This is a genomic window from Clostridium sp. SHJSY1 (assembly GCF_031626875.1).
Taxonomy (GTDB): domain Bacteria; phylum Bacillota; class Clostridia; order Clostridiales; family Clostridiaceae; genus Clostridium.
The window spans coordinates 1-24,994 of sequence record NZ_JANDMF010000066.1; the positions used below are offsets into that span (position 1 = coordinate 1).

Annotated in this window: 23 protein-coding genes, 1 tRNA gene and 1 riboswitch; of the genes, 8 read left to right on the forward strand and 16 right to left on the reverse strand. The window is 27.9% G+C overall.

Annotation, left to right across the window (positions count from 1 at the left end; translation table 11 throughout):
• Positions 1 to 92: 92 nt before the first annotated feature.
• From NNC19_RS21195 to NNC19_RS21215, 5 genes are all read right to left on the reverse strand, one after another.
• Positions 93 to 965, reverse strand: coding sequence for a metal ABC transporter solute-binding protein, Zn/Mn family (locus NNC19_RS21195; protein ID WP_310940690.1), 873 nt, complete (start codon positions 963 to 965; stop codon positions 93 to 95).
• Positions 966 to 1,047: 82 nt separating this feature from the next.
• Complete coding sequence (locus NNC19_RS21200) at positions 1,048 to 3,771, reverse strand: AAA family ATPase (RefSeq protein WP_310940691.1); 2,724 nt, start codon at positions 3,769 to 3,771, stop codon at positions 1,048 to 1,050.
• On the reverse strand, positions 3,761 to 4,894 hold the full coding sequence (locus NNC19_RS21205; RefSeq protein ID WP_310940692.1) for a metallophosphoesterase: 1,134 nt from the start codon (positions 4,892 to 4,894) through the stop codon (positions 3,761 to 3,763). The genes NNC19_RS21200 and NNC19_RS21205 overlap by 11 nt, the downstream gene beginning before the upstream one ends.
• 202 nt (positions 4,895 to 5,096) lie before the next feature.
• Positions 5,097 to 5,282 carry an alpha/beta-type small acid-soluble spore protein gene (locus NNC19_RS21210; protein WP_310940693.1) on the reverse strand — a complete coding sequence of 62 codons (186 nt, stop codon included), beginning with the start codon at positions 5,280 to 5,282 and terminating at the stop codon, positions 5,097 to 5,099.
• A gap of 298 nt (positions 5,283 to 5,580) precedes the next feature.
• Positions 5,581 to 5,656 (reverse strand) — tRNA-Trp (locus NNC19_RS21215).
• Between the two features lie 166 nt (positions 5,657 to 5,822).
• Here NNC19_RS21215 and NNC19_RS21220 point away from each other — a divergent pair.
• On the forward strand, positions 5,823 to 6,890 hold the full coding sequence (locus NNC19_RS21220) for a nitronate monooxygenase (RefSeq protein WP_310940694.1): 1,068 nt from the start codon (positions 5,823 to 5,825) through the stop codon (positions 6,888 to 6,890).
• Positions 6,891 to 6,945: 55 nt separating this feature from the next.
• On the opposite strand, the gene NNC19_RS21225 is transcribed toward NNC19_RS21220, so the two are convergent.
• The 4 genes from NNC19_RS21225 to NNC19_RS21240 all read right to left on the reverse strand — a co-directional run bounded on the left by NNC19_RS21225 (position 6,946) and on the right by NNC19_RS21240 (position 10,964).
• Positions 6,946 to 8,205, reverse strand: a complete 1,260-nt coding sequence (locus NNC19_RS21225; protein WP_310940695.1) for an ABC transporter substrate-binding protein — start codon at positions 8,203 to 8,205, stop codon at positions 6,946 to 6,948.
• Between the two features lie 23 nt (positions 8,206 to 8,228).
• Entirely contained in the window at positions 8,229 to 10,250 is a 2,022-nt protein-coding gene (locus NNC19_RS21230) for a methyl-accepting chemotaxis protein (protein WP_310940696.1), read from the reverse strand.
• A 192-nt stretch (positions 10,251 to 10,442) separates the two neighbouring features.
• Positions 10,443 to 10,670, reverse strand: coding sequence for a TIGR04540 family protein (locus tag NNC19_RS21235; RefSeq protein WP_310940697.1), 228 nt, complete (start codon positions 10,668 to 10,670; stop codon positions 10,443 to 10,445).
• A gap of 120 nt (positions 10,671 to 10,790) precedes the next feature.
• Positions 10,791 to 10,964, reverse strand: a complete 174-nt coding sequence (locus tag NNC19_RS21240; RefSeq protein ID WP_310940698.1) for a (2Fe-2S)-binding protein — start codon at positions 10,962 to 10,964, stop codon at positions 10,791 to 10,793.
• 204 nt (positions 10,965 to 11,168) lie between these two features.
• Here NNC19_RS21240 and asnB point away from each other — a divergent pair, with 204 nt between their 5' ends.
• A complete protein-coding gene (asnB, locus tag NNC19_RS21245) occupies positions 11,169 to 13,007 on the forward strand; it encodes an asparagine synthase (glutamine-hydrolyzing) (RefSeq protein ID WP_310940699.1) in 1,839 nt (612 codons plus the stop codon).
• A gap of 53 nt (positions 13,008 to 13,060) precedes the next feature.
• On the opposite strand, the gene alr is transcribed toward asnB, so the two are convergent.
• From alr to NNC19_RS21260, 3 genes are all read right to left on the reverse strand, one after another.
• Entirely contained in the window at positions 13,061 to 14,221 is a 1,161-nt protein-coding gene (alr, locus tag NNC19_RS21250; RefSeq protein ID WP_310940700.1) for an alanine racemase, read from the reverse strand.
• Between the two features lie 113 nt (positions 14,222 to 14,334).
• Positions 14,335 to 15,000, reverse strand: a complete 666-nt coding sequence (locus NNC19_RS21255) for a TVP38/TMEM64 family protein (protein ID WP_310940701.1) — start codon at positions 14,998 to 15,000, stop codon at positions 14,335 to 14,337.
• Positions 15,001 to 15,051: 51 nt separating this feature from the next.
• Positions 15,052 to 16,827, reverse strand: a complete 1,776-nt coding sequence (locus tag NNC19_RS21260; RefSeq protein ID WP_396136470.1) for an aminopeptidase P family protein — start codon at positions 16,825 to 16,827, stop codon at positions 15,052 to 15,054.
• Positions 16,828 to 17,320: 493 nt separating this feature from the next.
• On the opposite strand from NNC19_RS21260, the gene NNC19_RS21265 reads away from it, so the two are divergent.
• Positions 17,321 to 18,352 (forward strand): PocR ligand-binding domain-containing protein, encoded by a 1,032-nt coding sequence (locus NNC19_RS21265; protein ID WP_310940703.1) that lies wholly within the window; start codon positions 17,321 to 17,323, stop codon positions 18,350 to 18,352.
• A gap of 84 nt (positions 18,353 to 18,436) precedes the next feature.
• Here NNC19_RS21265 and NNC19_RS21270 read toward each other — a convergent pair whose 3' ends face one another.
• The 4 genes from NNC19_RS21270 to NNC19_RS21285 all read right to left on the reverse strand — a co-directional run bounded on the left by NNC19_RS21270 (position 18,437) and on the right by NNC19_RS21285 (position 20,851).
• Positions 18,437 to 18,571 (reverse strand): hypothetical protein, encoded by a 135-nt coding sequence (locus tag NNC19_RS21270; RefSeq protein ID WP_310940704.1) that lies wholly within the window; start codon positions 18,569 to 18,571, stop codon positions 18,437 to 18,439.
• A gap of 18 nt (positions 18,572 to 18,589) precedes the next feature.
• The gene (locus NNC19_RS21275) at positions 18,590 to 18,724 is read right to left on the reverse strand and encodes a hypothetical protein (protein WP_310940705.1); all 135 of its coding nucleotides are present in this window, start codon (positions 18,722 to 18,724) and stop codon (positions 18,590 to 18,592) included.
• Positions 18,725 to 18,813: 89 nt separating this feature from the next.
• On the reverse strand, positions 18,814 to 19,794 hold the full coding sequence (locus tag NNC19_RS21280; RefSeq protein ID WP_310940706.1) for an alkaline phosphatase family protein: 981 nt from the start codon (positions 19,792 to 19,794) through the stop codon (positions 18,814 to 18,816).
• Complete coding sequence (locus tag NNC19_RS21285) at positions 19,769 to 20,851, reverse strand: histidinol-phosphate transaminase (protein WP_310940707.1); 1,083 nt, start codon at positions 20,849 to 20,851, stop codon at positions 19,769 to 19,771. The genes NNC19_RS21280 and NNC19_RS21285 overlap by 26 nt, the downstream gene beginning before the upstream one ends.
• Positions 20,852 to 20,976: 125 nt before the next feature.
• Positions 20,977 to 21,171, forward strand: a riboswitch (cobalamin riboswitch).
• A gap of 112 nt (positions 21,172 to 21,283) precedes the next feature.
• Here NNC19_RS21285 and NNC19_RS21290 point away from each other — a divergent pair.
• Genes NNC19_RS21290 through NNC19_RS21310 form a run of 5 tightly spaced genes read left to right on the forward strand, consistent with a single transcriptional unit; the run spans position 21,284 to position 24,761 of the window.
• Complete coding sequence (locus NNC19_RS21290; protein ID WP_310940708.1) at positions 21,284 to 22,039, forward strand: energy-coupling factor ABC transporter permease; 756 nt, start codon at positions 21,284 to 21,286, stop codon at positions 22,037 to 22,039.
• Positions 22,039 to 22,347 (forward strand): energy-coupling factor ABC transporter substrate-binding protein, encoded by a 309-nt coding sequence (locus NNC19_RS21295; RefSeq protein ID WP_310940709.1) that lies wholly within the window; start codon positions 22,039 to 22,041, stop codon positions 22,345 to 22,347. The genes NNC19_RS21290 and NNC19_RS21295 overlap by 1 nt, the downstream gene beginning before the upstream one ends.
• Positions 22,331 to 23,095 carry a cobalt ECF transporter T component CbiQ gene (cbiQ, locus tag NNC19_RS21300; RefSeq protein ID WP_310940710.1) on the forward strand — a complete coding sequence of 255 codons (765 nt, stop codon included), beginning with the start codon at positions 22,331 to 22,333 and terminating at the stop codon, positions 23,093 to 23,095. Before NNC19_RS21295 ends, cbiQ begins: the two co-directional genes overlap by 17 nt.
• Positions 23,096 to 23,115: 20 nt before the next feature.
• Positions 23,116 to 23,955, forward strand: a complete 840-nt coding sequence (locus tag NNC19_RS21305; protein WP_310940711.1) for an ATP-binding cassette domain-containing protein — start codon at positions 23,116 to 23,118, stop codon at positions 23,953 to 23,955.
• A gap of 14 nt (positions 23,956 to 23,969) precedes the next feature.
• The gene (locus tag NNC19_RS21310; RefSeq protein ID WP_310940712.1) at positions 23,970 to 24,761 is read left to right on the forward strand and encodes a sirohydrochlorin cobaltochelatase; all 792 of its coding nucleotides are present in this window, start codon (positions 23,970 to 23,972) and stop codon (positions 24,759 to 24,761) included.
• The last annotated feature ends 233 nt before the right edge of the window (positions 24,762 to 24,994 follow it).

The window sequence follows — 24,994 nt, forward strand, 5'->3', positions numbered from 1 at the left end:
TTATATGTTTTTATAAAGTAAAGACAAAAGAGATATTTTCAGGAATGAAAATATCTCTTTTGTCAACGGTCTGAAGCATCTCTTACGAGATGCTACTTTAATTCTGCATATATTTCTTCATAATTATCCTTCATGGCTTCTATATAACTCTTACCTTCTAACCTTGTTTCTAGAGTATATATAGGAACAACTTTTCCATCTATAGCTTTTGCTAATGTATCTGAATCTTTTTGTGATTCACTACCTTCAGAAAAAATTACTTTTATATTTTCCGATTTACAGTAATTAGCTAAATTCTCCATATCCTTGAATGTAGTTTCAGCATCTTCATCTAAAATTCCTTTGATTGCTTTTTGATTCAATCCATAATCCCTACAAAGATATGCAAAAGCTTCATGACTAGTCACAAATGTCTTTCCTTTTATATTTATAAGTTTTTGTGAATATTCATTGTATAATGAGTTTAATTGTTCTTTATAATTATTATAATTTTCTTCATAATATTCTTTGTTGTTAGGATCTGCTTCTGCTAAAGCTTCTTTTATGTTATTACATTCATTTATAGCTTCTTTTAAACTTAACCATACATGTGGGTCTTCCACACCATTATCTGTAATCACATCTGCGCCTTTGCTTGCGTTAACTAATTTTGTATCTTTATTCCCTTCCTCTGCTTGTTCTAACCAGCCTTCAAGTCCTAATCCATTGTATATAAATAACTTTCTATCACTTAAAGCTTTTTTATCAGATGGTCCAAACTCGAAATCATGAGGTTCCATATTATCTTTTACTACAGTATAGATATCTACTTTATCTCCCCCAATTATTTCAGTAAATTCCCTTAATGGACTTATTGATACTGCAACCTTTAATTTATTTCCTTCACTTTCAGTATCTTTACGGCATCCAATAAATAGCATAGGTATAGTCATAATTATTAATAATTTTGATATGATTTTTCTCATCTTCCACCTCTAATTGCATGTAATTCGCATTTTCATTTATATCATTATTCTATTACTTAAGGTGGACATTGTCAATAAATTATTACATACTTATAAGATTGTACTCAATGTCATTATCATCTAATATTTCCTTTTCCAAGGTATGGCAAGTAAATACTAGCCCTTGTCCTTTTAATTTTTCACTAAGTAATCGTAATGCTTTTTTTCTTCTATTATTATCATATTGTACAAAAGCATCATCTAATATAATAGGACTTTCTTCATCTTTAAATAATAATTCTATTAAAGCTAATCTTAATGATAAATAAAGCTGATCCAATGCTCCATTACTTAAATAGTTTCCACCAAACAAATTATTTTCATCTCGAACCATCATCTCATAATTATCCCCTAATTTAATTTCTTCATACTTTTCTCCTGTAAGCTTTTTAAAAATTTCTCCTATATTTTTATTTAAAGTTGGTCCAACTTCTCTACGTACTTCACTAAATGATTCTTTTAATGTGTTAAGTGCTATATCAATAGCTTTCACTTTATTATCATCTTTATCTATCTCAAACTTAACATCTTCTAATTCTTCTTCAATTAATACTAGATTTCTTTTTCCAATATATCTAGTAGATATTTTATTTTCTAAATCCTTTATAGTTTTTTCCAGTTCAATTAGCTCTTTTGACTTTTTCTTTTCTTCTATTTCTATTTCTTCTTCTGATTGATATGAATATTGATTACTATCATTGATTATGTCCTTTAACTCATCCTTTATTTCATTTATATCTCTATCTTTTAATAAGACTTTATAGGTTTCTTCCATAGATACTAAATTTGCATGAATCTCATTTCTCTTTCTTATTTTTTCTTTATATTCTTTAATATAAATTTCAAGATCTAATAAATTTCCTAAATCTAAATCCATTATATTTAACTTATCTTTAATTTTTTTCTCTCTATCTTCTATACCCTTATTAACAGAATTTATATTTTCTCCTAATTGCAACTTTTTTTCTTCAATAGCCTCTACTGCATCCTTTAATTTTGCATATATATTAATTGCCTCAAGTACTTCATCTAAATCCCTACAAGAAGAAAGTCCAATAAGAGAATTTACCATATCATTATTTTTTCTATATTTATTAAATGTTGTCTCATATCCTTCTTCATCAATTATTTTTTCTTTTTCTTCTATTCTTACTAAAACTCTTTCCTCATATTCTTTGTAAATAGAATACCTTTTTATAGATGTTATTAACATTCCATAATCCTTTATAGATAATCTTTTCATATAAAAATTTAACTTTACCTCTATATCATGTATTTCTTTTGTTAGCTTCTCTATATTATCATTATCTGATTTTATTGAACTTAACATTTTTTTCTTATTATTGCTCAAATACACCATAACAATTCCAATAAATAAAGACACTATCCCCAAAATAACTAAAGGCATACCTAGGAAAGTCATGATTAAGCCTAAAACTACTAAAATAATTCCTGTAAAAAATTTCATATTTTCATTTTTTATTTCTGCATTTATATCATGTTTTCTATCTTCTTTTTCTGCTAGTGATTTTATACTTCGTAATTTTATATCATATAAACTTAAATTTTCTTCTATATCTTCTTTTATGTCTTTTAAATTTAATATATTTCCTAAAGAAGCTTTTTTATTTTCTAGTTCTCTCCTGTCTGATTCTATTGAATTTTTTATTCCTTTCATATAGGAAAGCTTATCCTCTAGGTTTTTTTGTTCATACTTTATCTCTATAAGTCTCTCTTTAATATTATCTCCAAATAAATCTAGAAACCTATATTTCTCTAATTCTAATTCATTATCTTTTAACTTCATATTGTAATTTAATAATTCTTCATTAAGTAATTCTTTTTTATCTAATAAAGCTAAGTATTCTCTATTTTCTTCTTTTAGCTCATCTATAAATGCTTCATCTATATTATTATTACCTTTTCCTAAACCAATTTTTATCTCTTCTTCTTCCTTTTTTAGTTCTTCAGATTTCTTTAGATATTCACTAATATCCTTATATTCCTTTTGAAGATTAACTTTCTTTAGATATTTTTTATATATTTCAAGTTTTTCTATTTCTTCATTTATCCTTTGTCTATTATCTTTTTCTTCTAAAAGTCTATGCTCTAAATCTAAATTTTGCTCTGAAAGACTATATCCTTCATAACGCTCTTCTAAAAGTACTGAATATTTTTTCTTTAAAGCATCTAAAGAACCAACTCCTCTACTTGTTACATATTCTTTCTTTATACCCTCCAATTTTTCTAAAGCTCTTGCAACTGGAACTTCATCTTCTCCACATCCTAAAAGAGCTGTAAGCTTATCCATAATTTCTTCTTCTTTATCTTTTGTAAATGAAACTGCAAGTTGTCCTATGAATAATGTTTTTTCAAATGTAGACTTGTTTATTTCTAAAAAATATTTACCTGGTTCATCCTTACTTATATGTTTTTCTTCTTGTCCTGTTAAATAATCTATTATAATTGAGGAATCTTCTTTTTTAGTAGTTCCAAAAGTTCGTTTAATTAAATAATCTCTACCTTTATGTTCTACTACTAATTCACCTTTTATTTGTCCACCTTTAAAAGGTAAGTACTTTTTTCTATCCCCTTCATTTTTTCCTCTTTTAGCTGTCATTCCATATAGCATAATTTTTATAAATGCTTCTATCCTACTTTTTCCTGCTTCATTTTCACCATATATTAAATTCATACCTCTCTGAAAATGTATAATTCTATTCTCAATACCACCAAAACTATTTATCCTTAATTCTTTAATAATCATCCATGTTTACCTCCCCTTGGGTAAGGCTGCTCATGCCAATCTTTAGTGCCATTTTAATAATTTCTCTCTCTTCCTCTGTTTTTGATTCCTCTATCATTTTTTGAATTTTTCTTACAAATATAGATTTTACAGAGTATCCTCTTGAAATTTCCTCTATATCCAATTTAACTGATGTCTTATCTACAACTTTACAATAATAAAAATATGAACTTATCTTTTCATTTAAAACTTTTTCATCTATATTAAACTCTTCTGAAATTTCTCCATATAAAATAATTCTATACAAATTATTTTTTCTATTATTCTCATCTATTGTATTTAAAATTATATTTTTAACTTCTTCATACCCAAAAGAATTTGAAACATCTACTTTAACTTCTTCATAATTTCTCTTTGAAGTTTTAATAAATTCTAACTCTACAATTCCTTTTGAAACATATCCATAAATTATTCCTTTATCACCTAATTCATCAAATCCTCTTCCTTGGGGGTTTCCACTATAGGCATAATAGGTATCTCCTTCTTTGTTAATTCCACTAAACCCATGTCTATGCCCTAAAGCTATATAATCCATTCCACTTTTTGATATTTCTGATAGAGTAATTGGATTATACTCATTACCATCACTTGAACTTGATATTTCTCCATGAAGAACCATCAAGTTTATTTTGTTTGAATTTCCATTAAAATCAGTCATAATAGATTTTCTAATATATTTATCTACAAAAGCACTTCCCCATACATTTACATCTAACTCTTTTATATACACCTTTTCTATTTTAGATGTAAAAATATGAACATTATCAGGCCAATTTATTAACTTATAGAATGAATTGTTCATATAAGGATCATGATTACCTGGACTTATAAAAACTTTTGTATCTTCTATTTCCTTAAAAGCTTTTTCGATAAAATGTAATGTTTCCTTACTTAGGGTAAAATTATCAAAAACATCCCCCGCTAAGAGAAATATATCAACAGATTTTTCTTTGCAAAAGTGTATTATTTTTATAAAAACTTCCTTTAATTCCTCTTTATTTATTTTTCTTTGCTTTTCTCCTACTTCTTTAAATGGAGTATCAAAATGAAGATCAGCAGAATGGAGTATTTTTACCTTTCTCATTTTATCACCTTATCCTTCGAACTTTCGTTCCCATTTTAACATAATCTATACTTAAATAAAAGAAAGGTTGTACTATTAAAGTAAAAAAAGAAGAGGATGACTACTGTCATCCTCCCAGTACCAAGAATATATAGGTTTACATTCTGGTGGTGTAATTTCCCATAAATGATTTTCCTTAATTTTTAGTAAGGTTAGTAGGTGTTTACTTTATCTTACTTTCATATTCTTGGACCATTCTTTTTACCATTTCGCCACCTACGGAACCACATTGTCTAGAGCTTATATTTCCATTGTAATCTGAAAATGGAACCCCTAGCTCCTGAGCTACTTCGTTTTTAAACTTGCTTAAACCATTCTTTGATTCTGGAATTAATGCTTTATTTGACATTGCTAATCCCTCCTTAGGCTTACGGTTTGTAAATTAATTTAACGTCTTTGTTTAATCAATTTACACTATTATATTTTCCTTTATTCAAATTTATATTCAAATTAATGATTGGAAAAATAACCACTTTTTATAATGATATTTTTAATTCTTTTAATGTCTCATACTTTCAAATGATACCAGTGTTGGATGATGAATTAGTGAATATTATGTCTCCATAATAACCAAAATAATACTCAGGAAAATAATTTTCTTTTTTGAATACAAAAAAAGTATCTAGATAAAAATCTAGATACTTCTATGGCAGGGGCAGTAGGACTTGAACCCACAACCAATGGTTTTGGAGACCACTACTCTACCAATTGAGCCATACCCCTAAGACGTATTTTATTGTAACATGTTTAAAAATAACTGTCAACAAATTATTTAACAGCATTTCCTATTATTTTTAATTTAGTTGTATTGTATGTAAATATATTTTATAATATTAGTATATTTTGAGCGTCAAAGTATTTTATAGTCAAAGGAAAGGATGTAACATATATGATTATTAATCCATTAAAAATAGGTAATTTGTCTTCTAGACTTCCAATAATACAAGGTGGAATGGGTGTTGGTGTTTCACTTTCAAATTTAGCTGCTGCAGTAACAAATGCTGGTGGTATAGGAGTTATATCTTCTGCACAAATAGGCTTTAGAGAAGATAACTTTGAGAATGACTCTTTAAATATTAACTTAAAAGCATTAAAAAAAGAAATTCAACTTGCTAAAGAAAAATGTAACAATGGAATTCTCGGAGTTAATATAATGGTAGCTACAAAAGGCTATGCTGAATATGTTAAAACTGCTGTAGATTCTGGAATTGATATTATAATATCGGGAGCAGGACTTCCTACCATGCTTCCTAAGTTAGTTAAAGATTCTAAAGTTAAGATAGCTCCAATCGTTTCATCACTTAAAGCAGCTAAGGTTATATTAAAACTTTGGGATAAGCACGATGAAACTACAGCTGATATGGTTGTTATTGAAGGACCTAAAGCTGGTGGTCACTTAGGCTTTAATGCAGACAATTTAGAAAAAGAAGAAGAAAATTTTGATGAAACAATTGTCAATATTATAGAAGAAGTAAAAAAATATTCTGAAAAGTATTCAAAAGATATTCCAGTGATAGTAGCTGGTGGTGTTTTTGATGGTACTGATGTAGCTAAATATTTAAAACTTGGAGCTAATGGAGTACAAATGGCTACAAGATTTGTTGCTACTGAAGAATGTGATGCATCAATAGAGTTTAAACAAGCATATGTTAATGCAAAAAAAGAAGATGTTTCTATAGTTAAAAGTCCTGTAGGTATGCCAGGTAGAGCTTTATTAAATCCATTTGTTGAAAAAACTAAACTTGGAAAAATTAAAGTTTCTAAATGCTTTAATTGTTTAACACCTTGTAATCCTGCAGATACTCCATACTGTATAACACAAGCATTAATTAATGCTGTTAATGGAAATTTAGATGAAGGTTTAATATTCTGTGGTGAAAATGCTTATAAAATAGATAAGATATCAACTGTTAAGGAAATCATGAATGAAATAGAATCTGATTTATTAAAGGCTTAATTTCAATAAAAGGAGCTATAAGATATAGATTTCTTATAGCTCCTTTACCTTTTAGTTATTTAGTTATTGATTCTAAGGTTTTTAGTAAGTTATTATACGTATTCACAGCACACTGCTCTGGTGTTGATTTATTGTAGGTTATCTCTTCAATAGCTGTCTCACACTCATTTTTGATCAATGTGTTTTCATAGTATGGACTAATTAAAGTTTCTTTTGCTTTCTCTTCTTTCTTACTAGATTCATATTGCAATCCTGTTAATACATTACTTTCTTCTAAAGTTTTATAACTTGTAGTGCTTGTTGGAATTCCTCTATCAATTCCAAGTATTTTTGCTGCTGCTTCATCATTAAGCATAAAATCCATAAGCATTGCTGCCTCTTTAGGATGCTCTGTATTCTTACTTATGGTATATAACATAGCTGGTTTAACATAACTTATAGCATTTCCACCTACTGTTGATGGAAAAGCTCCACTAAATAAATCTCCCTTTATCTTTTCTGTACCTGATTGCATTTTTTGTGCATCTGTAGACCAAGATATAGTTGTTCCTGCTTTACCATTATTAAAGTTTGAATTATCATCCTTATGAGTTGTTGCTGGAACTACCTTACTATCAATTAACTTTTTATAAAAAGTTAATAATTCTTGTATATCTCCTTGTGTAAATCCAAGACTACCATCTTCGTTTATGAAATTTTTCCCGGTCTTTTCTTGTACATAAGCCATGCCCAATCCCCATGCATTGAATGAATCAAGATCTAAAGGATATTTATCTCCATTGGCCTTGCTTCCACTTGCTATTAAATCATCCCATGTATTATATTTATTTTCAATAAACCCATTACTAACATTTTTATTGTAATAAAGTATTTTTGCATTAGTTGCTATAGGTATTGCATTTAGAATGTTATTTTTTGTTCCATAAGCTAACACTTCTTTTGAAAAATTTTCAAGTTTTAATGTATCTGATACTTTATTTAAATCATAAAATCCTTTTCCATCTTTTGAATAGTTTTCAAGCCAATCATAATTTATTTGCATAAGATCTGGCTCATCATTTCCTGCTATCTTCATATTCATTTTCTTTTTAAAGCCTGTCCACTCTCCAAATTCAGCTTTAACTTTAATATTAGGATTTTTTTCTTCAAATAATTTTATTGCTGCTATAGTTTTATCATATCTAGATTCAGTTCCCCACCATGAAAATCTTATGCTTACTTGCTCTGATTGACTTTTAGTATTAGCTTTTCCACAAGCACATAAGGTAAGCATCATAATAGAACTTAATCCTAAACTAATTATCTTCTTAATCATTGTCTTATACCCCCTTTTACACCTTAAACCCTAAATTTATTAATAGCTTGTTCTAATCCTTTTGCTGCTTCACTTAATTTATTTGAACGTCCTTCTAAATTTTCTGCATTAGCTGTTTGTTCTTCAGTTGCTGCTAAAACTTCCTCTGTATTAGCTGATGAATTTTCAGTAATCATTTTGATACTATTGGTTGATTTTATAGTTTTTTCTTTTTGAGTATTTATTTCATTCATTAAAGATTGAATATTATTTATTTCTTCTGTTATCTTTTTAGTTGAACTTATTATATTTGCAAATGAATTATTAGTATATTCAACAGCCTGTGTTTGTTCAGCAAATACCTTTTTAGAATTATCTATAAGTGTTATTGCAGCATTTGCTTTATTATATACATCTTTAATTACCTTATAAACACTATCTGTAGATTCCTTTGACTGTTCTGCAAGTTGTTTAACTTCATCAGCTACAACTGCAAAACCTCTTCCACTTTCTCCTGCACGTGCTGCCTCTATTCCAGCATTCAATGATAATAGATTTGTTTGTTCACTAATTCCTTTTATAAGTTTTATTACCTGCTCAATTTCTTTTATGCTCTCACTTAAAATATTTATATTAGTAGTTATTTCATCCATTATCTCATTTGTATGACTTGTTTTAACTTGAAGACTTTTTACTATATTTAAGGATTCATCTCCAATATGAGTTGTTTCTTTAGATATATTTGTAACATTTGATATATTTGAAATAATGTTATTAATGCTTCCAGCTAGCTTATCCATTGTTGAAACTGTTTTTTCTAATTCACTTGCTTGATTTAATGTTCCTGTTGCTATTCCTTCCATAGCAGTTGAAACTCCTTCTGATATGCTATAAGTTTGGCTAGACATACTCTTTATAGCATCTGCTTCATCTATTACTATCTTAGAAACATGTTTAGTCTCTTCTATTAATCTTCTAATCCTATCTATCATTATATTAAAACTACTGCTAAGAAGTCCTATTTCATCTTCCCCCGTAAAATCAGTTTTAACTGTTAAATCTCCTTCTTCTGCCTGCTTCATTTTACCAACTAGAGTTTTAATAGGATTTGATATTTTTCTAGCAAAATAAACACCAAATAATCCTGATAAAATCATACACACTATGGCTATTATCACTGTAAAGATTCCTGTTGTTCCTATTTCTTTATAAATATAATTTGTTGGAATTGCATTTACTAATCCCCAACCATTATCACAAGTATTATAAACTACTAAGTTTTTACTTGATTCAAATGTCTTTGTTGTAGTATCTTTTATCTCTTTACTTATTTCTCCATCTAATTTTTGACCTATTTCATTGTCATTAGTTGAATAAATAATATTATCTTCATTACAAAGTCTTGTTACATTTCCATTACTATTTAATTTATCAAAAATTTCATCTAACTCATTTGTATATATTGAAGTAATCATCATAGTACTATCAGTTACTTGTTTGACATAATATAATGAATTATAATTTTCATTCTTACCAGTAAGCCACTTTCCTTTGCTCTTACTGCTACTAACTTCTTCTTTTATTTCTCCATATAAATTTTTCATATCATATAGCTTTTTTGTAGTTTCACTTATCTTTCCTATTGTGCTTCCATCTCCATACACTAAAGCAAAATCATTAAAATTTTGCAAAAGACTAACAGACAATAAGTATTCTTGAATATTGTTTGTTTTTTGTTGCTTCTCATAAGGATCCAGATTACTTGTTGGATTAAAAACCATAATATCATCATTTGCAAAAACTAATGATGATGCATTTTGAACTTCATATAAGTAATTATCTATACTTACTTTTGTTTGAGAACATATATTCCCAGATAACTGTGACACTTTATCAGTTAAAGTTCTTTTGCTATTTACATATGTTGATATAGCAATAAGTAATATTGGTATACATGCTATAAGAATATATGTAGATATTAGTTTCCACTTAAGAGATTTGTTAATACTACTAATCCCTTTAAATCTTGTGCTTGTTTCCTTTTCATTTCCCAATTTTCCTCCCATTTTTTATTCCCCCTCCTATAATTTTCTTTAATTATTCAATCTTTACATAACTGTAAATGTTCCCACATTAATTATACCACTTTTTGTATACAAAAAAAAAGCTATCTTACCGCTATTTCTAATAAAATCCTAGATTTCTCTTGTATACAACATCCAGAATTTTTATTATAGCTGCAAGATAGCTTTAATATGCTAAGCTCTTTCTTCTACAATTTTATTTATTATTTCTTCTCTTTCTTCTCCTAATACTATTAATAATTTTCTTTCAACATGACCATTTTTATAAACCTCATTTGCATCAACTATTTTAAGTACCTTTTCTGTTAACTTTTCATAACTCATTAAGTCATCTTGATATAAGTCAACTAAATCCTTTAAACATGTTGCTAATTCTCTTGGGTTCTTGTAAACTGCTCTCATAATGTACTCCTTAAAATTTTCTAACATTTTATGTATTTTAAAATATATATTATTATAAATTATTCTAATGTCTTTATCAATGAAATTTTGAGGTAATGTAACTAAAAGAAAGTTTTTTAGTTATTTATTTTGCATAATTAACATCTCTATTTTATTTTTACATCTCATTCCACCACATCCACCTGTGCCTGCACCAGTTTTTTCTTTTATTTCTAAAAATGAAGTTGCACCTTCTTTTATAGCTTCTATTATCTTTTCATCTGAAATTCCTCTACAAATACAAACTTTTTCCATATCATTTTCTCCCTTTTAAACTTATTTTATTATATTATTAAATAATAATTATTATTTGTCAATATTTTAATTATTATTACTTTTACTTATATTAATCCTTATTTAGCAAATTCTAAAACCATTCCTGTAACTATGTTCATAGTAAAATCATATTTTATATCATATTGCTAATTTCATTAAATTATAAGAAAAGAGGAAATTTAAATGTGTGGTATTGCAGGCTTTATTAATTTTAAAAAAAATATTTTAAATGATAGACCTATTATAGAAAACATGGTAAATACTTTAAGTAAGAGAGGTCCAGATGCTTTTGGCCATTACTTATCTCAAAATGTTCTATTAGGTCATAGAAGGTTAATTGTAGTTGACCCCAAAGGTGGTTTACAACCTATGATAAAAAAACAAGAAAACAATGAATATGTTTTAGTTTATAATGGAGAATTATATAATACTGAAGATATTAGAAAAGATTTAATTAAAGAAGGATTTACTTTTGATTCTTATTCTGATACAGAAGTTCTTCTTACTTCCTATATGTGTTGGGGAATTGATTGCATAGATAAGCTTAATGGAATATTTGCTTTTGCTATTTTTGACAAAAAAAATAACAGAATATTTTTAGCACGTGATGCTATGGGAGTTAAACCTTTATTCTATACAATTAAAGATGATACATTTATATTTGGCTCAGAAATAAAAACATTACTTGCTCATCCTTTAGTTACTGCTTCAATAGATGAAGATGGTTTAACAGAATTATTTGCTCTTGGACCAGCTGTTTGTCCTGGAAGTGGAGTACTTAAAGGAATTAAAGAAGTTCCACCTGCAAATTACGTAATAGTAACTCCTGAAGGTATTAAGGAAAAAGAATATTGGAAAGTTGTTGCTAAAGAAACCTTAGAAAGTGAAGCAGAAATAATAGACCATACAAGAGAGCTTCTTGTAGATGCTATAAAAAGACAATTAGTAGGTGATGTGCCACTATGTACATTCTTATCTGGAGGACTTGATTCTTCAGCTATATCAGCAATTACTTCTACAGAATTTAAAAAGAAAAATAAAATATTAACAACATTCTCTATAGATTATGAAGATAATGATAAATATTTTAAATCATCACTTTTTCAACCTACTTCTGATCAATATTGGGCAGTAGAAATGTCTAAATTTTCTGGTACAAATCATAGAACTGTTACAATCAATCATAAAGACTTAGTTAGTTCTTTAAAAGAAGCAACTATTGCAAGAGATTTACCTGGAATGGCTGATGTGGATTCTTCCTTGTATTTATTTTGCAAAGAAGTGAGAAAAGACTTTGTCATAGCTTTATCTGGTGAATGTGCTGATGAACTTTTTGGAGGCTACCCATGGTTTACAAATCCTGAAATGAAATGGGCAGATACTTTCCCTTGGTCTAGATTTATAGGGGACAGAATTTCTATATTAAATAAGGGTTTAAAACATCTTAAAATTCATGATTTTGCACAAGAACAATATCATAAAACATTAAAAGAAGTTCCCCACCTAGAAAATGAATCAAAAGAAGATTATAGAATGAGAGAATTATTCTATCTAAATTTAAAGTGGTTTATGGTTACATTACTTAATCGTAAAGATAGAATGAGTATGTCAAATTCTCTTGAAGTAAGGGTTCCTTTTGCTGATTATAAGATAGTTGACTATGCTTTTAACATCCCATCCCATATCAAATTACTAAATGGAAGGGAAAAAGGTCTCCTTAGAAAATCTCTTGAAGGAATACTTCCACAAGAAATTATCTACAGAAAAAAGAGTCCTTATCCAAAGACTCATAATCCAATATATACAGACTATGTGTGCTCTCAAATGAATAATATTTTAAATGATTCAAATTCTCCTATATTACCTTTGATAGACAAAGCTAAAATTGAAGAAATAGTCAGAACTAGAGGATCATCATATAAAACACCTTGGTATGGGCAATTAATGACAGGCCCTCAACTTATAGCTTATTTAATTCAAGTAAATACTTGGCTTAAAGATTATAATATATCTATCCTATAGTTAAAAAACACAATACATCATTTACTATTTTCTATGATGTATTGTGTTTCTTATTATATATAGTTTCTTATATTCACTATTTGCCCATCTTTTAAATATACTCTAGGAATCCTTTGCTTTATCATACAAAGTATTTCATAATTTATAGTTTCCATAGCCTCTGCCATATCATCAGCATTATATTTTAAGTTTCCATCTTCACCAAGTAAAATAACTTCATCCCCTACAGATACATTTCCTACATCTGTAACATCAATCATGCACTGATCCATGCATATCCTTCCAACAACATCTGCAAATTTCCCATTTATTATTACTTTAGCTTTTCCACTTAAAAGTCTTGAATATCCATCTGCATAACCTATAGGTATTGTTGCTATAGTGGTTTTTTTGTTAGTTTTAAACTTTCTTCCATAGCTTACATACATATTTGCATCTAATTCTTTTACATGGCAAACTTTTGTTTTTAAAGTTAAAACATTTTTCAAACCTAATCTATCTTGTTGAACTTCATCTGATGGATGATATCCATAAAGTATTATTCCTGCTCTTACTGCCCCTAAATATGTTTCTGGCAAATCTATAATCGCCCCACTATTAGATACATGTTTTAATGGAACATTAATTCCATTCTCTAAAAGTCTTTTATTAAACTCCTGGAATTCAGAAAATTGCTTATAAGTATATTCCTTATCTTCCTCATCAGAAGTTGCAAAGTGAGTAAATATACCCACTAAATCTATTCCTTCTAATTTAGCTATATTACAAACATTATATATACTTTTATCACTTGGTAGAAATCCTATTCTCCCCATTCCAGTGTCTACTGCTATATGAATCTTTGCTTTTTTACCTAGTTTTAATGCTATTTCTGATAATTTTTCTGCATATTCTAAGTCATAAACAGTTTGTTCTATATTATTAATTATTAATAATTCACCATATTCTAAAGGGGTATATCCTAATATCATTATAGGAGCATTAATATTATTATTTCTAAGCTCCATAGCTTCACTAACCATAGCAACTGCAAGTTTTGAAGCCCCATTTTCTAATAAGGTTGGTACTATATCTATAGCTCCATGGCCATAAGCATCTGCTTTAACTACTGCTATTATTTCCTTATTTCCTACTAATTTTTTAATATTTTCAATATTATATTTCACAGCATCTAGGTCTATTTCTGCCCAAACTGATCTCATTATTTTGTCCATTTTTATACCTCTCTGTGTTTTTTGCTCTTATTTATACTATTATTATATAAATTTAACTGTGAAAATGGAAAGAGCCACTATTAAATTATTTTCTTTAATTAGTGGCTCTAAATTTAATTAAACTCTTTTTTGTTTTTATTGACCATTTTTCTTGATAATATTGTTATCAAGATTATTATTACTATTGGTATAAGAAACTTCAAAGAAAATGGATTTCTAAAGTTTCTTCCTAAAAAAGAATAACATATAGTTTCAATAGAAACACCAAGCACTGATGCTGCCAAGAATGAACTAAATTTTATATTTGTAAACCCACAAGCATAGCTTAGTGGATCATAGGGCATTATTGGTATTAATCTCAATAAGAATAGGATTCTAAATCCATCTTTCCTCATATTATCATCAAGTTTCATTAATTTATTTCCAAGCACACCTTGAACAAAGTCCTTTCCTAAAAACCTAGCTAATATAAATGCAATAGCAGCTGATATTCCAAATCCAATAATGGATAGAATAGCCCCTTCTATTGGTCCAAATAATATTCCACTAACTATTACTAAAAGATTACTAGGTATAAAAATCATAATTGGTTTTATAGCATATATCAGTAGATATATGGCTACTGCATATTGTCCTTTATCCTTTATAAAATGTACAATTTTCTCAACTCTAAGTTCTCTTATAAATTTCCAATTAATAATAACAATAATTAGTGCTATTACTATAATTCCCACAAATATTAAAAATTTTAATCTGTCTAACTTCTTACTATCATTCATTGACTTACCTCACTTAAGTGCTTAGTTAAAAACACCAAACATCTTTCTCCGCTATACCTCTTTAGTTACTGTTTTTAAGAAAGTTTTTTCTTCTTCTGATAAGTGTCCAGCTAACTTTTCATAAACCATATTATGATAATTATTTAGCCATTCCTTTTCACTAGCAGTAAGCATAGTAACATCTATTCCTTCTAAATCGATAGGTGCATATGTTATAGCTTGGAAATCATAGAATTCTCCCATTTCCTCATCACTAGATACTTTTCTAATAAGTATTACATTTTCTGTTCTTATTCCATGTTTTCCTTTTTTATAAACACCTGGTTCATCTGTTACTATCATTCCTGGCTGAAGAACTGTAGTATTTCCTTTTTGTCTAAATCCTTGAGGCCCTTCATGTACGTTTAAGAAGAATCCTATACCATGACCTGTGCCACACTTATAATCCATTCCATAATCCCATAATGGTCTTCTTGCTAAAGTATCTAGGTTTTCTCCTGTTGCACCCTTTAAGAAAGTTGCTGAAGCTAATGCAATGTGAGATTTTAAAACAAGAGTAAAGTCTCTCTTTTCCTCTTCTGTTAATTTACCTAATACAAAAGTTCTTGTAATATCAGTTGTACCATCTAAATATTGTGCCCCTGAATCTACAAGTAACATTCCTTCTGCCTTTAATTCATACTGACTATCTTCTGTAGCTGAATAATGCATCATAGCTGCATGGTCTTTATAACCTGCTATAGTATTAAAGCTAAGCCCTTTAAAGTTTTCACCCTTTGATCTAAGTTCTTCTAGTTTATCTGCTGCTGAAATTTCAGTAATTTTTGTTTTACCTATGTTTTCTTTAAGCCATTTTATGAACTTAACCATAGCTATACCATCTCTTACTTGAGATACTTCAATATTCTTTATTTCAACTTCATTTTTAATAGCTTTTAATGATGTAGTTATATTTAAATGTTCTATTATTTTTACTTCTTTTGAAATTAAAGAATATATTTTAGCATTTACTTTTGTAGGATCAATTATTACTGTATTTTTTATTGCTTCTACATCTTCGAATATCTCTGCATATTCTTTTATTTTAACGCCTTGTCCTACAAGTTCCTTGTATACATCTTTTAATACTTTTTCATTATCTATATATAATACAGCTTCACTATCTGTTATAATTGCATAAGCTAAACTTACTGGATTATATGGTATGTCATTTCCTCTTATATTAAAAGCCCATGCAATATCATCTAATGATGTAAGAATATAATTTTCTCCACCTAAAGATTTCATTTCTTTTCTTATTTCTGTAAGCTTATCTAATGTTGACTTTCCTGAATACTTAACTTCATGAATAAAAATCTTCTCTTTTGGAATCCCTGGTCTGTTATCCCAAACTTCTTCTAACAAATCTTTTTCCATTTTGATTTCAAACTTAGTATCTTCAGCTATTTTTCTATAATTTTTCAATTCATTTGATGATATAACAGTACTGTCAAATGCTAATACTTCGCCTTTTTTAACATTTTCTTTTATCCATTCATCTAATGTAGGATAACCAGGTGTTGCCATCTTCATAAGTTCTATGCCACTACCCTCTAACTCTTTTTCTGCTTGAATGAAGTATCTTCCATCAGTCCATAAAAACGCTTTCTCTTTTCCTACAAACAAAGTTCCAGCAGAACCTGTGAACCCTGAAACAAATGATCTACCTTTATAATATTCAGGTGTATATTCACTTTGATGCGAATCAGCACTTGGAATTATATAGTAATCATAATTGTATTTTTTCATTACTTCTCTTAATTTTTGTACATTATTCATATCTAACATTCTCCTTAGCATGTAAAATTTCACTTTATTTTAAATACATATAATATTAGTATATCCTACTATGACAATGTTTTAAATATGCACAAACTTAATTTATTTGCTATATATAATCTATAATTCATAAAATTCATTGTTTATTGTAGTAATTTCACAATTTTCTATTATTTTTATTAGGGGGGATGCGAACTGCTAAAATTATAATACAAAGTCTAATTGAAATAATAAATATATCTCCTGTATTAGCAGCAAAGAAACTTTATAGTAAAATGTAGAAACTTTATCAAAACTTATATATTGAGTTTATTTAAAATACTTTATATAATTTATTTATCGTCTAAATCCTATAATTCCCTTTTATTTCTTGTGTTTTTTGTATTTAATTAAAATCACTTCTCTATTATTATTTTTACAACTTATTTTTTATGTAACCACAAATACTTATTAACTAATTTAATACAATATAAATAACTATAACTTGAAAGAGAGGAAACATATGAACCAAAATGATTCAAAAAACTTATCAGAAATTAGACTTCAAGATGTTATAGACATAAATATTTTACAAAAGTTTCAAGATAACTTTGCTGAGAGTATGGATATAGCAAGTGTTACTGTAGACATTAATGGCACCCCCGTTACTAAACCAAGTTCTTATACTAATTTTTGTGCTAAACTTACCCAATCTACAAAAACTGGTACTAATCGTTGTGCTGAATCCCATAAAAAAGGTGGCGAAGAAGCTGCAAAGACAGGAAAACCTTATATATATACTTGTCATGCAGGTCTTATAGACTTTGCAGCTCCTATTATGGTAAATGGAACTCAAATAGGAACAATACTTGGTGGACAAATTTTAACTAAAAAGCCTGAAGAACAATTATATAGAAATACTGCTAAAGAAATAGGTGTAAATGAAGATGCATATACTGATGCAGTTAAAGATATTAAGCTAACAACAGAAAAAAATATTACAGCTGCAGCTGAAGTGTTATACATAGTTGCAAATTCTCTATCACAAATCGGATATAATAAATCAATTGTAAAGAATATGTCTGGTGAAATTAATGACAGCTTCTCTCAAATTTCAGCAACCATGGAAGAATTATCATCAGCCTCTATTACTGTTACTGAAAATCAGCAAACCTTAAACAATGAAATTGTAAATGTTCAAAAAGTTTCTGAACAAATTAATACAATCCTTGATTCAATAAAAAGCATTGCTGATCAAACAAAAATGCTTGGACTTAATGCTGCCATAGAAGCTGCTAGAGCTGGTGAAGTTGGAAAAGGTTTTGGAGTTGTTGCTACTGAAATTAGAAATTTATCTCATAATTCAAAGGAAACAGCTATGCAAATTGTAAATCTTACTGCTGAAATTCAATCTTCTGTAAAGAAGACTTTAGAAATTGCAGATTCAACTTTATCAAGTACAGAACAACAATCTGCTGCAATTGAAGAAACTAATGCTAGTATAGAAGAATTGTTAGCTTTCACAACAGAATTACAAAGAGTTGCAAATAATTAAGACTTTTTAATAGAATATATATTAATAATTTAGTGGAGAATTGAAAATTTAATATAACATTTTCAATTCTCCACTCTCATTTAATTATGACCATTGATTGTTTACTGCTGATTTTTTGTTCTTTTTATTATCTTTTCCACTTGTACTTCCAGTAGATGCAGTATCCACATTTTGAGCTGAACTATTAATAGCTGAATTTTTTGATTTTTTATGACTCATAACATTATTCCTCCTAAATTAATCATCTATTTCATTACTTGTTGATTTTTTCCCAGACTTTTTACTCTTTCTTGGGTTATTTCCACTTTCATTAGCAACAGAGCTTCCTCCACTTTCTTGACTTTGTTGTTGTCTTGACTTTTTATGACTCATAATATTATTCCTCCTAATCAATTTTAATAATATTATTGTCTTATGATTTAACTTTAATGCTATGAAAATATCGTTCATTTTACCACGAATTAGTAAGTATTTATCCACTTTTCTGTTTTTTCTATATTATCATTATAAATATAAAAATTTACAAAAGTATTTACATGTGCACCACTTTCTTCACTAGTACCATGGTCTGATGTTATTATAAGCGAACTATCCTTATCTAACTCTTTCATCAAAAGACCAATGACTTCACAGTCTATTTTTCTCATGAAGTCTAGCTTTTCATTAATATTTCTCCTATGTGCACTTTCGTCTACCCCATTAATATGGAGTAATACAAAATCATATTTTAAAGATAAGTTTAATGCTGTTTTAGCTTTTATCTCTAAGTCAGTATCTATATCTGCTGTTGTTCCTAACAAATCAGGAGTATACATATTCATAGCTTTTCCAATACCTTTAACTATTTCTGTTTTACAAATCATAGCTCCATTTATATTATGTAAATTATAGAAACTTGGAAAATTCTCTTTTATTGATTCTCCCCAAGGATATAAATTATATTTATAGATTAAATCTTTTAGAAAATTAGTAAACTCTATGTTTCCAGAACTCGGAATTATATCTTCTATTCTTTTACCTATATTCTGATGAGGTGGAAATGTTTTTAATGATTTATAAAACTTTCTTCCATCTTTAACTATAAGCAAATTTTTATAACTTCCCATATCTATTAATTTATAATTCTTGTCTTCCATTACATTACTCATAATTTCATTGCAAGATATTAATCTACCTTTTTCTATTTTTATGTTATTACATCTAAGTATTAAATCACTCTCTTCAATTTTTTCTCCTATTGCAATAGCTTCTAAATATGCCCTTCCTGTAGGAATTTTTTCTTTAGGCATCTTTAAAAGATTCATTATACAAGTTAGACTATTAGTTTCCATTCCTTTTGGAGTATTATTTATCATTCCAGCTAATTTAATTTTATTGATATTTTCACATACACTATAATCAGAACTTAATGCTCCATCAATTACAACCATTATTACCGACATCTAAATTGCTCCCTATATTTTCTAAACAACTAATTAAATACTCATTATCTTTTTGACTTTTTACAGCTATTCTAAAAAATTCATCACTTAAATTCTTATAATTTTTGCATGATCTTATTAAAATGCCTTGGCCCTCTAGTTTAGAATCTAAGTTTCTATCCTTTGATTTAAAGAAAATGAAATTAGCTTTTGAATTAAATACTTTAAATCCAAGTTCTTTTAACTTACCAATTAAGTATTCCCTATTTCCCTCTATATTTTCCTTACTTTTTTTTACATACTCCACTTCATTTAAAGCAGCAACACCACATTTACTAGCTACAGTAGAAACGCTCCAAGGTTGTCCAATTCCATTTATCTTATCTAAAATTCCTTCATTTGAACACAGCATATACCCAAGTCTTATTCCAGCCATAGCATAAATTTTTGTAAAAGCTTTTAATATTATAAGATTTTTATAATTTTCAATAAATTTTGAAATACTATATTGCTCTTCATCTTTTAGAAAATCTATAAAACATTCATCTACAACTAAAATAACATGATTTTCTTTACATCTTTTAACTATTTTAATCATCTCTTTTGACTTAACTGGAATACCTGTTGGATTGTTGGGATTGCAAATAAACATCATATCAAGATCTGGTGTAATATAGTCTAAAATATCCTGTTCTATATTAAAATCCTTATCTTCTTTTAAATTATAATATTTAATTTCTCCATCTATATATCTTATGGATTCTTCATATTCTGAAAAAGTTGGTGCTATTAATAAAGTTTTTTTTGGCTTTAATGCAAGAACTACTTTAAAAATTATATCTGCTGCTCCATTGCCACAAATAATATTGCCTACTTGTGTAAACTCACATTTAGCTATAGCTTGTCTTAATTCTCTGCATAATGGATCAGGATAATTCATATAATTATCTATATTATTTACTATAGCTTCCTTTACTGAAGTTGGTAACCCAAAGGGATTTATATTAGCAGAGAAGTCTACAATCATATCAATATTTCTTTCACTATATATATCTCCACCATGAATAAGTTTTTTCAAAATACTTACCTCCCAAATTAACTTTTATTATAAGTACTATTATGAACAAATATCACATTTTAGTAAATAAGAATAAAAAACTTCCTAATATTGACGCTTGTCTGTATTAATGCTAGAATTTATAGGACAATTTAATATCAATAGGTGCTCATCTATAATATTTTGTAGATAGAGATAATAGGGAAATGGGTGAAAATCCCATACGGTCCCGCCGCTGTAATGGAATAGTAGTAGTCAAATATATCACTGTTAATAATGGGAAGATAGATTGCTATTTTGAAGCCTAAGTCAGAAGACCTGCCTATTGATACGCAACTATATAAAGTTACGGAGTATAACTTTGTATAATGGAATAGAGTTCATCTCTATTTTGTTACGCCTTTTTATACTCCCAAAGGGCGATTTTTTTCGTTTAAAAAGGGAGGAAATTATATGAATAAAAAAGAAAAAAGCTTTTTATTGCTATCAATAATTATATCTATAACTTTTGGTTTTGGGCAAAGCACAAAAGCTATGCATATAATGGAGGGGTATCTGCCACCTGTATATTGCATACTTTGGGGTGCATTATGTATTCCGTTTTTATTACTAGGTCTAATTTCAATAAAAAGAACTATTAATGAGCATAGAAAGACACTTTTAATTTTAGCTATGGTTGGTGCTTACTGTTTTACACTTTCTGCACTAAAAATACCTTCTGTATCAGGTAGCAGCTCTCACCCTACTGGTACTGGTCTTGGAGCTATATTATTTGGACCAACTGTAATGAGTGTTATAGGTATAATAGTTTTACTATTTCAAGCAATATTACTTGCTCATGGTGGATTAACAACTTTAGGTGCAAATACTTTTTCAATGGCAATTGCTGGTCCTATATTATCTTATATAATTTATAGAGTATCAATAAAGGTAAAAATGCCTAAGATGGTTGCTATATTTTTAGCTGCATGTTTAGGAGACTTATTTACTTATTGTATTACCTCTATTCAACTAGCACTTGCTTATCCATCAGAAGTTGGTGGATTTATATCATCCTTAATTAATTTTATGAGTATATTTGCTATTACCCAAATTCCACTAGCTATTATTGAAGGAATTTTAACTGTTATTGTCATAATGGGACTTGAAAGTTACGCAAAATCTGAACTTAGTGAACTTGGATATTTTAATAATGGGGGTATAAATTAATGAGGAAAAAAAAGACTATTATAATATTACTCTTAATTTGTATTCTTATTGCTACAGTTCCATTAATATTAGTTAAAAATTCTGATTTTGCTGGCTCTGATGATTTAGCTGAAGAAACTATATCTCAAATTAATCCTTCTTATAAGCCTTGGGCATCACCTATTTTAGAACCTCCTGGATCTGAAACTGAATCATTATTATTCAGCCTTCAAGCTGCTATTGGCGCTGGTATATTAGGTTATGGTTTAGGTGTTCTAAGGACTCGAGCAAAACTAGCAAAGGAAAATAAAAATGATAACAATAGATAAACTAGCATATAATTCAAATTTACGTTATAAAGATCCAAGTCTTAAATCATTTTTTTCTATTGGTATTCTTTTAATTTGTGTGATAGCTCGTTCAAATATTGTATCTTTAATTACCTTAGTTTTAATGGGAACAATTACTTTGATTTATAATAATATTTCTCTAACTTATTATTTAAAACTTTTAGCTGTTCCTCTTTTATTTTTACTCCTAAGTTCAATTGCGATACTATTTAATATTACTACATATCCATTAGATTTATTTTCATTGAAAATTGGAAGTCATTATCTAGCTATAAGTAGTAATTCTCTATTTCTTACTATAAATTTAATTCTTACAGCCATTAGTTCTATTTCTTGTTTATATTTTTTAACATTAACTACACCTTTTACAGATTTACTTAGTGTTTTTAAAAAAATTCATTGCCCATTCATTATAATTGAACTAATGTTATTGATTTATAGATATATTTTTGTTCTACTAGATATTGCACTAACTATTCAAACTTCACAAAAATCTAGATTAAGTAATAAAAACTTTAAAACTTCATTATATAGCATAAGTCAAATGCTTTCTGTACTATTAATTAGATCCTTTAGAAAAGCTTCCAAGCTTTATGATTCAATGGAATCTAGATGCTATAATGGAGAAATTCATGTATTAAATGAAACTTATGATATATGTAAAAAAGATATTTTAGTTGTAATCTTAATTGAAGTATTTATTTTAGCTATTGCTATATTAGTATAAATTTCAAGGAGAATCAGACTATGGATAATGTTATTATAAAAACTGAACATCTTTGTTATACCTATGAAGATGGTTCAAAAGCACTAAAGGATGTTAATATTGAAATCTCTAAAGGAGAAAAAATTGCAGTTATGGGCTCTAATGGATCAGGAAAATCTACTTTTTTTCTTTGTTTAAATGGAATACATAAACCTGAATCTGGAAGCTTATTCTTTAATAATTCACCTATAAATTATTCAAGGAAGGGTCTTCTTGACTTGAGAAGTAAAGTTGGAATTGTATTTCAAGATCCTGATAACCAATTATTTTCCGCAAATATTTTTCAAGAAATATCCTTTGGATTATTAAACTTAGGAATTAATGAAGAAGAAGCTCGTTTAAAGGTTGAAAATATAATTGAAGATTTAGATATACACCCTTTTCGTTCAAAACCAACTCATAATTTAAGTGGTGGACAAAAGAAACAAGTATCTATTGCTGATATCTTAGTTATGGAACCTGAAGTAATTTTATTAGATGAACCAGCTTCAGCTTTAGACCCTAAACATACTGATATGATTTATGGTATTATTAATAAATTAAGTGATAAAGGAATAACTGTTATAATTTCTACCCATGATGTTGACCATGCATTTAAATGGGCAGATACAGTAGTTCTATTTCACAAAGGAACTATCTTAAGAAAAGATACTCCTGAAGATATATTTAAAGATAAAGAACTTTTACTAAAAACTAATTTGAAAAAGCCTGTGATTTTAGAACTATTTGAAAATCTATGCAGCAAAAACATACTAGATTCTTCTCTTCCAGTTCCTAAAACACTAGAAACACTTCAATCATATATTGAAAATATTAACTAACATAGGAGGCAATTATGTCACACATTAATGAAAAAGGAATTCTTGTTGTAAGCTTTGGCACAAGCTATAATGACACAAGAGAAAAAAATATTAAAGCAATTGAAGATGATATACAAAATAACTATCCAAACTATAAAGTTTATCGTGCTTTTACAAGCAATATGATTATAAAGAAAATTTTAAAAAGAGATGGTATTAAAATAAATACTGTATCTGAAGCATTGGAAGCAATGAGAGAAGATGGTATTAAAGATTTGCTAGTTCAACCTACTCACATAATAAATGGTGTGGAAAATGATTTAATGATTGAAGCTTTACATAAATATAAACATTATTTTGATTCAGTAAAATTAGGTACTCCTCTTCTAACCACTACAGAGGATTATCAGAAAGTTGTTACAGCTGTTATTGATGAGTTTCATTATGTTAAATCAGATGAAGCTTTAATTTGTATGGGACACGGTACTACACACCATTCAAATTCTACATATGCAGCTTTAGACTATATGGTAAAAGAAAAAGGCTATAATAATATCTTTATTGGTACTGTTGAGTCTTATCCAAACTTTGAAATAATTTTAAATACATTAAAATCCTTTAAACCTAAGAAAGTTATACTTATGCCTCTTATGGTAGTTGCAGGAGATCATGCTATAAATGATATGGCTAGTTCTGATGAAGATTCATGGAAAACTCAACTAGAAGCAGAAGGATTTTATGTAGAATGTGTTCTTAAGGGTCTTGGTGAATATCCAAGTATAAGAAAAATCTATGTAGATCATATTTCTAATGCCAAAAATCTTTAATAACCTAAGAATATATATTCTTGTATGGTAATATTCTTCACCATATATATGGTAACCAAACCTATCCCAATATATTAAATACTTGTAAATTATATCGAATATAAATACATATTTTCTCATGGAAATAATTATAAGATTACTAAGGAATATAAAAAAGGGGATGTATCAGATTGGAGTGAAAAAACTTCAATATGATATATCCTTTTTTACTAAATATAAATTTTATTCATGAA